Below are 12305 nucleotides of genomic sequence, written 5' to 3'. Positions count from 1 at the left end.
ATGGGGACCGCTATAATAGGTATATTCTGATGTTAACCGAAAGGAAATAGAGACCCATGAATAGATTAACTACCGGTGAAATTGCCGGAACCGCCCTGTTTGCGCTGATTCTAGCCATCCTGGCCTACCGCATTATCCGCGGCATGCCGAAGATGGCCGGAGATATTACCGCCTTCCGCAAGCGGACCCTCGTCTGGACCCAGGTGGCCCTGGTGCTTACGGTCCTCCAGCTTAACTTCAAGGCCGGAGACTGGCGTTTCGGAATCATCTTAGGCCTGATTGTCCTGTTCACCGGCAGCATCTGGCTGTCCGCCCGCCGCTACGATATCGCACGCCAGGCTGATGCCGAGCAGCGGGAGGGTAACTGACGGACACGGTACACTTGCAGCCATGAATCTGCTTGATGCTGTCTGATATTAATGTCTCAGGCTCCCGCCAGGGGGCCTTTTATTTTTCTGTGTCTTCCGGCCGGGCAGCAGGCATACTTTGCCTCTCCATAACCATACTAATGACATTCTATGGATACCAATGGAGGTCTAACGAATGGGCAAAAAACTGAATCTGCTGATGTTCAGCGGAGAATATGACAAGGCTATGGCCGGGCTGATTCTGGCAAATGCGGCAAGGGATATTGAGGTGGAGGTTACGATGTTCTTCTCGTTCTGGGGGCTGTTTCTCGTCCGGGACCCGGAGACCATGACCCTTGCGGATAAGAGCATCTACGAGAAGCTGATGGATGTGATTACGCCCAAAGGGCCGGAGCAGCTGCCGCTCTCGCGGATGAATTTCAGCGGGCTTGGCAAGCTGATGCTGGAGGAGATGATCGAGGACCAGGGGGCGCCGAAGCTGATTCATTTCCTGAAGGGGGCGCGCAAAAAGAACATCAAGTTCTATGCCTGCAAGCTCTCTGTGGAGATCATGGGCTTCAAGCCGGAGGAGCTGCTGCCCGAGGTGGAGATTATTGATGCCGCCGCGTATCTGAAGGATGCGCTGGAGAGCGATATTCAGCTATTCATCTGAATGCTATGGGCTTTAACCTAATTCCGCCGCCGGGCATATACTGGGGCAGACAGAGACGGATATCCCTGTAAGGCTACATAAGCTTCGGTTGAAACGATGCTGTGCACCGCCCTCTTCAGAATCCGTATCGACGGTCTATAGTATTCATTGCCTGGAGGGATTGTCCGTGCTGAGTATCCACCGCGCCGCTGCGGCAGAGGCGCCGTCTTCACTGCAAGAGCATTTCGCGGCCTTCCGTGAGCATACGGTCGGCAGCCGCCATCTGATCTCCACCCCTTACGGACGGCAGCCGCTGCTGTATGCCGACTGGACAGCCAGCGGACGCCTGTATGAGCCGATTGAGCGCAAGATACAGGAGACCTTCGGCCCCTATGTCAGCAATCCGCATACCGATTCCAACACCACAGGGCTGACGATCACCCGCTCTTATCATGAAGCGCGGAGGATGATCAGGGAGCATGTGAATGCCGCTCCCGCCGATGCCCTGCTCTTCTGCGGCAACGGCACCACCGGAGCGGTGAACAAGCTGCTGCGGATCATGGGCCTGAAGCTGCCGGAATGGCTGAAGCAGGAATACCTCAGCCTGCCGGAGGAACGCCCGGTCATCTTCGTGAGTCATATGGAGCATCATTCCAATCTGTTGCCCTGGCAGGAGGGCTTCGGCGATGTAGTTACCGTTCCCTCCGGGCCGGGCGGGCAGGTAGATCTTACGCGGCTGGAGGAGCTGCTGCAGAACTACCGGAACCGCCGCTTCAAGATCGGTTCCTTCACCGCCTGCTCCAATGTCACCGGCATCAAAACGCCGTATCATCAGCTTGCTGCGCTCATGCACCGGCATGGCGGGGTTTGCTTTGTGGATTTTGCCGCCAGTGCCCCTTATGAGGAGATCAATATGCATCCGGCCTCCCCGCAGGAGAAGCTGGACGCCATCTTCTTCTCCCCGCACAAATTCCTCGGCGGTCCCGGAACCGGCGGAGTGCTGCTGTTCGATACCGCGCTTAGCACCGGCCGGCTGCCGGATGAGCCCGGCGGAGGCACCGTCGTGTGGGTGAACCGCTGGGGCGGGCGCCGGTACATTGATGATATAGAGGTCCGCGAGGACGGGGGCACCCCCGGATTCCTCCAGGCCATCCGTACAGCGCTCTGCATCAGGCTGAAGGAGCAGATGAACGGCCCCGGACAATATATGATCGTCCGGGAGCAGGAGCTATGCCGCAGGATGCTCTCTGGACTGGAGCAGATTCCAGGCTGCTCTGTACTGGAGGGCGCGCATCGTGACCGCCATGGAATTATCTCCTTCACGTTGAAGGAGATCCATTACAACCTTGCTGTACGGCTGCTGAATGACCGCTTCGGCATCCAGGCGCGCGGCGGCTGCTCCTGTGCCGGCCCGTACGGCCATCAGCTTCTCGGACTGGACCCGGCACAATCAGAGGCGTTCATCCAGGCGATTCATGCCGGGGACCAGTCGCTGAAGCCGGGCTGGGTCCGCCTGTCCCTGCACCCGATCATGACGGAGCGCGAGGTGGAGCATATGATTCTCGCCGTACGGTCCATCGTCAGCCATATTGAAGAATGGGGCAAGGACTACCGCTACAATGCCGTCACCAACAGCTGGCTTCATACCGGGGACAGGGGCGCTACAGAGGAGGATATCCGTGATTTATTTGTTCTGTAGCGGCGGTGTGCCATGGTGCTCCCGTTCCCGCGCCAGCCGGGCGAATCTGGCCTCAATCGCCTTAACCCCCCAGAGTGAACCTCCGATAAACAGCAGCACATAGATAATCTGGCCCGGATCACGGATGAACCGCTGGACATCATTGCCGATGTAAGATACCGCGAATACCATAATAGCTTTGCCAGCACATAACGCAATCAGGTAAGAGCGCAGTCTCATCCCGGCCAGACCCGCAGCCATATTAATCACGACGAACGGTCCTACGGGAAACAGGCTGAGCAGAAACACATAACTGAACCCGCTCTGGCGGACCCAGGTCATGGCTTTGGCTACCTTCGGCCGCGCGGCCCACTTGGCCAGGTAACGGTGCCCGGCGATTTTGCGGATAATCAGGAAGGTGGCCGTACAGCCTGCGACCAGACCGATCCATGAATACAGGAACCCCAGCCATAATCCGTATACCGCCCCGTTAAGCCCCACAATCGCTATGGTCGGCAGCGGGGGCACGAACGATTTCATGAAGGTAAGCCCCACACCGGGCAGCGGCCCGAGCGAGCGGTACTGCTCGAGCAGCATCCGCAGCCGCTCCTCGGTCAGCCATGACATAATATCTATATAGAACATTTCTTCAGCGCTCCTCAGTACTCTAGTGAGCTTCAATTATACAATACTTTCTGTTTCTCTGATGCCAAGCGGAAGCGGCTTTGCTGTCTATTTTATGGACGATACCATTTCAGCGGGAATTCGAAGGATAAGTCATGATCGGGCTGGACAATCGCGAGCTGCCGGAGATATGATGAAATTATGAGAACCTTTGATTATAGTCTGCTGGCCAAAAGAGTGCTGGCCCTGCTATGTATCGGCCTGCTTACCGCAGCTGCGCTGGTCCCTTTGCTGGGCGGCGGCTCCTCGTCTGCCTGCTACAGCCCGCGGTCAGGATGGGCAGATCTGACCTCCTGCACCTTCGATGATTCTGCCGTCTACCCGCTGGGAGGGGAATGGGAATTCTATTGGCAGGAGCTGCTGGACCCGCAGGATACCCTGCCGAGAACCGCAGAGGCTCCGGCCTACATGCCTGTACCGGGCGCCTGGAGCACGGACACGGAGGCTACCGGCTTCTCCCGCTACGGATATGCGACCTACCGCCTGCTGGTCCAGCTGCCGCCGGAGGTCCCTGCCTTCGCCCTCAAGGTGAACAATATCCGCAATGCCAGCCAGGTCTATGTGAATGGCGAGCTGCTGGGCGGAAGCGGCGTGCCGGGGGAACGCCCGGAGACCGCCAAGCCCCGCAACCACCCTTACTCTCTGAGCTTCAGCGGTAGGGACAACCTGACCGAGATTCTGATACATACCTCTAATTTCACTTATTCAAGCGGAGGCATTGCCGAATCCATAAGGATCGGCACGCCCGCAGCCATAGACTCCATCGACCAGCGGAACCGGACCTACGATACCTTGCTGGTAGCAGGCTTTGCTTTTATCGGCCTGTACTTCTTCGGTCAGGGCTTCCAGCGCAAGGAGGACAAGTCCTCGCTTCAGCTGGCCGTCTACTGCTTCATGATCGCCCTTTATATGCTGACACACAGCGAGAAGCTGCTCTTCGAATACCTTCCGTCCCTGTCCTATGAAGGATTCAGCAAGCTGCAGGCGGTGTCCGGCGTAGTCGGGTTCTATTGTGTGTCCAGCTATACCTATTCTTTGTTTCCCGCACTCTATTCCCGGCTCTTCAAGCGGATCTGCTTCGTGTATGCCTTGAGCTTCTGCGCCGTCGTCCTTGTGACCCCGTTACCGGTATATTCCCGGATTACAGGACTGCTGCTGACGTTCAGCTTCATCACTGTCTGCTACACGTTCTATGTGATGGCAAAGGCAGCCTGGCTGCGGGAGACGGGTTCCTATTATCTGCTGATCGGCGTCATTGCAGCCGTGATGTTCACCCTCTCCTTAGTCAGTAATCTGTTCTTCGGCACGGAACTCTATGCAGTTCCCCCGGTGGCCGGTCCGGTCTTCATACTGGCTGAAGGACTATTCTTGTCTGCGCGCCATACCCATGCGTATCAGACCATTAAGCAGCTGTCCCTCCAGCTTGAGCGCAAGGACCGGGACAAGGACGAATTTCTGCTGAAGACCTCCACCCAGCTGCGCACCCCGCTGAATGCCATCATTAATATTGCGTTGTCCATGCATGAAGGAGCCGGAGGGCAGCTCAGCCCTTCCCAGCGGGAAGACATGCGGCTGATTCTCGGCACCGGAAGGCGGCTGGCCTTCCTGGTCAGGGATATTCTCGATTATGAGCAGATCAAGCGGCAACGCATCACGCTGCAATGGAGGACGGTCGATATCCAGGGAATTGCGGCCATTGTCATTGAGGTCTTCCAGTTCTTGAACAAGAAGGGTGAGATCCGGATCAAGAACCACCTCCCGCCCGGTCACTTCCTGGTCCAGGCAGATGAGCAGCGGCTGATGCAGATCCTCTACACCCTGCTGGATAATGCGCTAAAATTCACGGACCGCGGCAGCGTGGTCATTGAGGCTGCCTGGCAGGAGAATTCCGTCTCCGTAGCGGTTAGAGATACCGGAAGGGGCATCCCGGAGGATCAGCTGGAGGAGATTTTCCGTGATTACGAGCAGATCAGCGAGGCAGATTCACTGGAGACCGGAGGCCTGGGACTCAGTCTGGCGATCAGCCGCAAGCTCATAGAGCTGCATGGGGGCACGATCTCCGTGTCTTCCAGACTGGGCCATGGCAGCACCTTCACCTTCACACTTCCCGGCACACAGGCGGAATCCGCCATTGCTGCAGCATCGGAGGAGCTGATTGTATCCAGACCGGAGTATGCCGGGCCGGACATGCAGGACGACCCCTGGAAATACCGCTCGGTTCATCCGCCGCAGTCCGGAGGGCAGGAGGGCTCTTATGCTCCGCGCATTCTGATCGTCGATGACGACTATGCCAACCTGAAGGCGCTGACCAATCTATTGTCCCTGGAGCACTATAATATCTCCAGCCGCAGCAGCGGCAAGGAGGCACTGGCGCTGCTTGCCGTGGACCGCAATTTCGATCTCTGCATTATCGACGTCATGATGCCGGAGATGTCAGGTCTGGCCCTGTGCAGCATCATCCGTCAGACTTATACTCCGCTGGATCTGCCGATCCTGATGGCTACCGCCGGGCAGCAGCTTCACTTCAATGAGGCGGCGTTCCGGGCCGGAGCCAACGACTTTATTCATAAGCCCTACGCCTGGAGCGATCTCAAGGGGCGCGTCAACACGCTCGTGCAGCTTAGACGGTCTGTCTCTGATCGGCTAAGCTCAGAGATCGCCATGCTGCGGGCGCAGATCAAACCGCATTTTCTCTACAACGCTATTAATACGATTATCTGGATGAGTACACGCGACACCGAGAAGACACAGCAGCTGCTGTATGATCTAAGCCATTTCCTGCGCGGCAGCTTCGACTTCAGCAACCAGGAGACAGCGATCCCGTTCGAGAAGGAGCTGGAGCTGATCGAGGCGTACCTGTCACTGGAGCAGGCAAGGTTCGGCAAACGCCTGAATGCCCAGTATAATATCGGAGTCAGTGAATTCTCGCTGCCGCCACTGATTGTACAGCCGATCGTGGAGAATGCCGTCCGTCACGGACTGATGGAGAAGATCGACGGGGGAACCGTTATCCTCTCCACCCGGCAGGAAGGCGACCATATCCTCATTACCGTCTCGGACAACGGGAAGGGCATGAGCGATGAACAGCTCTCTTCCTGGATGAACGAGGACTACCGTTCCCCGCACGGAGAAGGCACCGGAATCGGCCTGCGGAACATTAACCGCCGGCTGCTGACCCAGTTCGGCCGTCCGCTTGTCCTTACACGCGGAGCCGGCGGCGGTATAGATGTACTTATAACTATCCCATGGAAGGATGAGGTCTCCTGAGTATCTCTGTAATGGTAATTGATGACGAGCGGCCGGCACTGGAGCAGATGCAGGAACTGCTGCTCCAGTGCGAAGGCATCTCCTCTGTGCTGGCCTACGATAATCCGCGCGAAGCCTTCGCAGCCGCTGCCGAGCTGAAGCCGGACGTCCTATTCCTCGACATCCAGATGCCTGAGCTGTCCGGTCTGGCTTTTGCGGAGAAGCTGCTGCCCTTCTCTCCGGATACTGAAATCGTATTCGTAACGGCTTACCGGAATTACGCCGTTGAAGCCTTCGACCTGGCAGCGGTGGATTATCTGCTGAAGCCCGTTGATCCTTCGCGCCTGCTGAAGACCTGGAACAAGCTGCTCAGTAAGCGCACGGCGCCGGTAACAGCCGGACCAAGCCCGAAGACACCCGCCTTCCGTCTCCTGGGAGATAATGAATTGACCGGACCTCACGGGTCCGTGAAATGGAGAACCCATAAGGCGCAGGAATTATTCGCTTATCTGTGGATTCACAGGCAGGGCAGCGTTAGCGTGATTCTTAATGATGTGTTTCCGCAGTGGAATTACGAGAAAGGCAAACAATACCTGCATACCACGGTCTACCAGATCCGCACCACCTTGAAGAAGGCGCTGCTGGAGAATCATATCGAGCTGACCTTCGACCGGGAGAACTACCGGCTGGAATCCAGGGGAATCGAAGGGGACACGGAACGGTTCCATGACGCAGCTACACTAGCACTCCAGCATAACCAGCTGGAACCAATGCGGGAGGCTGCCGCCCTGTACACAGGGGATCTGCTCCGGTCGCTGGACAGCCTCTGGGTGTATTCCTCCCGCGACAAATACCGGCGGCTGTATCTCAAGCTGCTGGAGCAGCTTACTGTGGAACTCCTGCAGGCCGCAAGGCCATATGAGGCCGAGGATTATGCGGTGCGCCTGACCGAGCTGGAGCCGCTGGAGGAGAGCTACACCCTGCGGCTGATCTCCCTGTATTACGAAATCGGCAAGCCGCTGCGCGCCCAGCGCACCTTCACCCAGTTCAGAGATTTCTATACCGCAGAGATGGGCGACAGCTTGCCGGACTGGTTCGTGGAAGCGTACCGGAGGTTGGGGAGATAGGGGCTGAATACGCCAGTGTTTCAATATGAGATTTCTATTGTAGGAAATACAATCATTAGAGCTATCACTTGTCAAAGGTTCATGAAGAAAAGACGACATCCCTCCACCATGCTGTGGAGGACCGTCGTCTTTTGTAATTGCAGCTTTACTTGGATAAGTCTCATTTCGTTTTGATATTCTGATTTTTCATCCATACAATCTGACCCTTCTTATTAAGATATACTTCCTCTTCATCATCACTACTATAGGCGTAGGACAGACCATTCTTAAAGTTATGGGCCCATGCAAATGTCGGCTGAATAACCCATGCGCCCGTTTTATTGATGAAGCCTGTCTTCCCTCCCGACTCCACTGCTGCAAGCCCCTCAGAAAAGTCGCCCGCTGCATCAAATTGATAGGGAATAATCAGCTTGCCTTTGGTATCTATATAACCCGATTTTCCGTTTACTTTAACGACTGCCGCGCCTTCCGAAAAGGAGTGAGCTTCCTCATAGATAGCAGGAATCACCAGTTTCCCTTTATGGTCCATGAAGCCAACCTTAGTTCCCGCTCTAACAGCTGCCACTCCTTCTGAAAAGGACTCCCCATTTGAATAATTTGCATTGAATAAGAATTCCCCTTTGTTATCAATATAACGAGAAATCCCATCTATTGTAACCAGCGCAGTTCCCTCATAGAAGTCCTTGGCACTGTCATATTGAGCCTTAATTACCAGTTTCCCCGTCGAATTGATATATCCATATTTACTCCCCACTTGGACCGCAGCCAATCCTTCGGAGAATTTGTTAGCTCGTTTAAACTGCGGTTGTATCACACTGGTTCCTGTAAGGTCCATATAACCATAGTTAGATATAGCATAGTTAGATGTCGTATCTAGCGTCCTATAAGCTGCCAGCCCTTCCGAAAAATCTTTGGCATCATAATAATTCCCCTTGGGAATCACTTTATAGCCTTGTTGATTGATGAATCCGTCAAATTTTGCATTTGCATAGACAATGGCCAGCCCTTCGTTAAAAGCATAGGCATCTGTAAACTTGGTTTGATAATCAATAACAATTTGGCCTTCCGCATCCATGTAACCGAATTTCCCTCCGTTTGCTACCGGGAAAAGGTTTTGCTTACCATATAGTGAGACAACCTGAGAATTCCCATACCACTTCACTTCGAGACCGCTGGCTTCTCCGATCAAACGAAGAGGTACAAATGTTACACCATCAATGATCTGCGGAGCTACTTGAAGGGTAGTGGGAGCTGCATTAATCCAAGCCGTATTTTGATTGATTACTAATTTAATAGTAGTGCCTGCCTTCTCCCCAGAAATGGTTTTACTTGCAGGATCATAGTTAACAGTGAAGCCCATTTTTGTGAATATTCCCTTAAAGGGAATCAGCACCGTATTATTTTTCATCATTGGGGAGTGCTCTCCTTGAATAGAAGCCCCGTATACCATCACTTTAATTCCACTCTTGGCAAAAACCGATTCTTGACTGACACATGCAATAATGAATACAGCAAGGAAAAAGGAACATGCCACTTTTATATATTTGCCCATACGCTACCCTTCAGCTCCTAATATCAATTATTTTCCAATTACAATAATTATACATTATTGCTGGCATTAAGCGTTACTTCGTCCAAGCCACGAAGGCAATAGGTTAGCGATCAGCACGCCGAAATGACGACATCCACTTTGGCATTCACCGAGTGAAGGTCGTCCTGTTAACATGAAAGATTAATTATCCTGATATAATATTTCGATATTTTCTGCCAAAGTTCGACGTTTATCAGCGATTTATCAGTGACAATTGTTACCATTGTTCATATACAAGATCATTCTTGCACAGGGATGCATCATTATGGCTATGGAGGTTGTAACATGAATAAACGATTCAGTTTCAAAAAAGCGGTCAAAGGGATGAAGGTACTGCCCCTTATGTTCTCGATGATCCGTGAGTCCGCAATGGACACCACCGCACCTGCGATGTCTGTAGAGGTAACCACCGACAAAGAGGTCTACACGCCAGGAGAAGAAGTAACTGTATTGCTATATTTAAGAGACTTCGCATCGAATGACCGGGGCTACAGCTATTTCAACTTCATTATTCAATACGACAGCCAGGTGTTCCACAACCTCGAATATACGCAGCATTCCGTCTATACGGACGATAACTATACGGCTGGCAACGAAGTGAATAATCTATTCCAGTTCAATTTTCAGAACCCTGTGGATGGAAGTATCTATCTTGGCATGAATACGAGTATGCGGGGAATCGACATCCAGGTTGAAGCGAGCAGCAGACAGCATTCTATACCGGCAGTAGATCAGACCCTGGTAACGTTCAAGCTGCGTGTCAAAGAACAGACGCTCGCCTCCTCTTCCACAATCAGCCTCGCCAATGAATTCACCAGAATCAGAACCTCTGAAGCCGGCAGCAGCTTCTATCTCTACTCGCCCGATGTTACCGTAATCCCTCCGGCACCGGTGTTCATCACCCAATCCCCCTCCGTCTCCGTCTTCTCTTCAGGGTCCCGGTCTAACCCGCCGCTCCAGTAGAGCGCTAGCAGAGAGCATCAGAACCAAAGAGTGAATTCATTCATTTCAATACTACGGATGCGGCGATTTGCGGAAATGGATGAAGTCTAATCCGAAGAGAACGTTCAACGTTCAGTGATAGTTGTATAACGTACAATTAAAAACAGGGAAAAGGACAGATTATCTCCTATAACTGTAGTCTGTACAACTAAATCTGCCTGAAACGCTAAGAACCAAGGTACAGGAGGTATTTAATTGTATGGAATACAGTTAAACGGAGCATCGGTAGTAGATCAGGCCATTTAGTGGTACATAGTGCAATTAAGAGTAAGCATACCGCATGTACCTTAATTGAAGAAAAAAGAGGATCAAGAATAACTCTCCACCACAGCAACCATCCTGAAGCCGCTGACCAGCAGCGCTGTCACATGCTTGCGTGCATCCGCTGTGAGCAACAGCAGCTCTACCGGTTCTCCGGCCGGCTCACTGCGGATGAATGTAACCCGGGCGCCGTCCAGATCCTCATATATACCGGTAATCGTATATCCCTGCCCGATAAGACTGTCGATTCTCTGCCGCTCCTGATCGAACTCTGCAAATGCTGACATCTCAGACCACTCCTCCGCTGATTTCTGCCTGGGCCGGGCGGGGAGCTTCGGCCTCGAAGCGCTTGCGGTGCAGGTATTTGCCCTTGCCTGCGGCACCGACGAACACCTTGTCGCGGATGACAAATTCACCCCGGCTCAGTACAGAGACCGGTTCCCCCTTGACCTCCATTCCCTCGAACGCATTATAATCCACTTTCATATGATGGGTCTCTGCGGACAGGATTCTCACTGCGGCCGGGTCGAAGATCACGAGATCGGCGTCGCTGCCTATAGCGATGGTGCCTTTCTGCGGGAACAGGCCGAACAGCCTGGCGCTTGCGGTTGCGATAATATCCACGAACTTGTTCAGCGTAATACGGCCCTTCTCCACCCCCTCAGAATAGAGGATACTGAACCGGTCCTCGATGGTGGGCCCGCCGTTCGGAATCTTCGAGAAATCGCCCAGTCCCAGCTCCTTCTGCCCCTTGAAGTTGAACGAGCACTGGTCGGAGCCGATGGTCTGCAGCGTGCCGCTCCAGAGGGCATCCCACAGTACCTCCTGGTTCCACTGCTCGCGCAGCGGAGGAGACCAGACATACTTGGCGCCTTCGAAGTCCGGCTTCTCAAGCGCCGACTGGTCCAGCGCCAGATACTGCGGGCAGGTCTCGCCGTAGACGCGCAGCCCTTTCTTGCGGGCTTCGGCAATCTTCCAGGCCGCTTCGGCGCAGGTTACGTGTACCACATAGAGCTGAGAATCCGTCAGCCCGGTCAAATACGCTGCCCGGCCGGTAGCCTCCCCCTCCAGCTCAGGCGGACGGGTCAGGGCGTGATAGACCGGGTCGGTATGCCCTGCGGCCAGCGCCTGGTCCACCAGATATTCGATCACATCGCCATTCTCGGCATGTACCATTACAAGCGCCCCTTCGCGCTTCGCCGCCTGCAGTGTCTTGTACAGCACGCCGTCATCGGCCTGGAACGTGTTCTTGTAGGCCATGAACACCTTCAGGGAGGTGATGCCCTCCTGCTCAATAATCTGCGGCAGCTCTTCTAGCACCTTGTCATTCAGTTCTGATACCATCAGGTGGAAGCTGTAGTCGATGACCGCCCGGTCCTGCGATTTATGATGCCAGGTATCCACGGCCTGCTGGAGCGGCTGGCCCTTGGCCGTCAGGCAGAAATCAATCACCGTTGTGGTTCCGCCATAAGCGGCGGCAATCGTGCCGCTCTCGAAGTCGTCGGCGGTGACCGTACCGCCAAAAGGCATATCCAGATGGGTATGCGGGTCAATGCCGCCCGGAAAGACATAACAGCCGGAAGCGTCAATGATCTCCGCTCCCGGCGCTTCCAGCTTCAGGCCGATTCCGCTGATGATTCCGTCTTCAATCAGGATATCCCCGGTATACGTGTCCGCCGCTGTGACGATAGTTCCGTTCTTGATGATCTTCTTCATC

General features: G+C 54.2%; 10 protein-coding genes. 6 read left to right on the top strand and 4 right to left on the bottom strand.

All coding sequences use genetic code 11. The features are described from left to right. Nucleotides 1–56 precede the first annotated feature (56 nt). The 3 genes from HQN87_RS17145 (at nt 57) to HQN87_RS17135 (ending at nt 2698) form a co-directional block, all read left to right on the top strand. The gene (locus HQN87_RS17145; protein ID WP_173135934.1) at nt 57–368 is read left to right on the top strand and encodes a hypothetical protein; all 312 of its coding nucleotides are present in this window, start codon (nt 57–59) and stop codon (nt 366–368) included. 175 nt (nt 369–543) lie between these two features. Then, complete coding sequence (locus HQN87_RS17140; protein ID WP_173135932.1) at nt 544–1020, top strand: DsrE/DsrF/DrsH-like family protein; 477 nt, start codon at nt 544–546, stop codon at nt 1018–1020. Nucleotides 1021–1186: 166 nt separating this feature from the next. After that, nucleotides 1187–2698 (top strand): aminotransferase class V-fold PLP-dependent enzyme, encoded by a 1512-nt coding sequence (locus HQN87_RS17135; protein WP_173135930.1) that lies wholly within the window; start codon nt 1187–1189, stop codon nt 2696–2698. Here the strand turns inward: HQN87_RS17135 and HQN87_RS17130 are convergent. Then, nucleotides 2684–3322 (bottom strand): TVP38/TMEM64 family protein, encoded by a 639-nt coding sequence (locus HQN87_RS17130; RefSeq protein ID WP_173135928.1) that lies wholly within the window; start codon nt 3320–3322, stop codon nt 2684–2686. The two genes, HQN87_RS17135 and HQN87_RS17130, sit on opposite strands and share 15 nt — an antisense overlap. A gap of 180 nt (nt 3323–3502) precedes the next feature. Between HQN87_RS17130 and HQN87_RS17125 the strand changes: the two genes are divergently transcribed. Both HQN87_RS17125 and HQN87_RS17120 read left to right on the top strand, forming a co-directional pair. Beyond that, nucleotides 3503–6628 (top strand): ATP-binding protein, encoded by a 3126-nt coding sequence (locus HQN87_RS17125; protein WP_173135926.1) that lies wholly within the window; start codon nt 3503–3505, stop codon nt 6626–6628. A gap of 11 nt (nt 6629–6639) precedes the next feature. Further along, on the top strand, nt 6640–7734 hold the full coding sequence (locus tag HQN87_RS17120) for a response regulator (protein WP_173135924.1): 1095 nt from the start codon (nt 6640–6642) through the stop codon (nt 7732–7734). Between the two features lie 160 nt (nt 7735–7894). Here the strand turns inward: HQN87_RS17120 and HQN87_RS17115 are convergent, their stop codons facing one another. Beyond that, nucleotides 7895–9286: a WG repeat-containing protein gene (locus HQN87_RS17115; protein WP_173135922.1), complete on the bottom strand. Its 1392-nt coding sequence runs from the start codon at nt 9284–9286 to the stop codon at nt 7895–7897. Nucleotides 9287–9610: 324 nt separating this feature from the next. Between HQN87_RS17115 and HQN87_RS17110 the strand changes: the two genes are divergently transcribed. Next, entirely contained in the window at nt 9611–10288 is a 678-nt protein-coding gene (locus HQN87_RS17110) for a cohesin domain-containing protein (protein ID WP_173135920.1), read from the top strand. 347 nt (nt 10289–10635) lie between these two features. Here the strand turns inward: HQN87_RS17110 and HQN87_RS17105 are convergent, their stop codons facing one another. Further along, nucleotides 10636–10875, bottom strand: coding sequence for a hypothetical protein (locus HQN87_RS17105; RefSeq protein WP_173135918.1), 240 nt, complete (start codon nt 10873–10875; stop codon nt 10636–10638). A gap of 1 nt (nt 10876) precedes the next feature. Then, complete coding sequence (hydA, locus tag HQN87_RS17100) at nt 10877–12304, bottom strand: dihydropyrimidinase (RefSeq protein ID WP_173135916.1); 1428 nt, start codon at nt 12302–12304, stop codon at nt 10877–10879. Nucleotide 12305: the final 1 nt, after the last annotated feature.

It is taken from the genome of Paenibacillus tritici (genome assembly GCF_013204885.1).
Classification (GTDB): domain Bacteria; phylum Bacillota; class Bacilli; order Paenibacillales; family Paenibacillaceae; genus Paenibacillus_AQ; species Paenibacillus_AQ tritici.
The sequence above is the reverse complement of the archived record's forward strand: the minus strand, read 5'-3'. Positions and strand labels throughout refer to the sequence as shown.

Excerpts from the sequence above, each read along its gene's own strand:
- HQN87_RS17105 (WP_173135918.1), bottom strand. The coding sequence starts at position 10,875 with ATGTCAGCATTTGCAGAGTTCGATCAGGAGCGGCAGAGAATCGACAGT.
- HQN87_RS17120 (WP_173135924.1), top strand. The coding sequence starts at position 6,640 with ATGGTAATTGATGACGAGCGGCCGGCACTGGAGCAGATGCAGGAACTG.
- HQN87_RS17125 (WP_173135926.1), top strand. The coding sequence starts at position 3,503 with ATGAGAACCTTTGATTATAGTCTGCTGGCCAAAAGAGTGCTGGCCCTG.
- HQN87_RS17115 (WP_173135922.1), bottom strand. The coding sequence starts at position 9,286 with ATGGGCAAATATATAAAAGTGGCATGTTCCTTTTTCCTTGCTGTATTC.
- HQN87_RS17130 (WP_173135928.1), bottom strand. The coding sequence starts at position 3,322 with ATGTTCTATATAGATATTATGTCATGGCTGACCGAGGAGCGGCTGCGG.
- HQN87_RS17140 (WP_173135932.1), top strand. The coding sequence starts at position 544 with ATGGGCAAAAAACTGAATCTGCTGATGTTCAGCGGAGAATATGACAAG.
- HQN87_RS17145 (WP_173135934.1), top strand. The coding sequence starts at position 57 with ATGAATAGATTAACTACCGGTGAAATTGCCGGAACCGCCCTGTTTGCG.
- HQN87_RS17110 (WP_173135920.1), top strand. The coding sequence starts at position 9,611 with ATGAATAAACGATTCAGTTTCAAAAAAGCGGTCAAAGGGATGAAGGTA.
- hydA (WP_173135916.1), bottom strand. The coding sequence starts at position 12,304 with ATGAAGAAGATCATCAAGAACGGAACTATCGTCACAGCGGCGGACACG.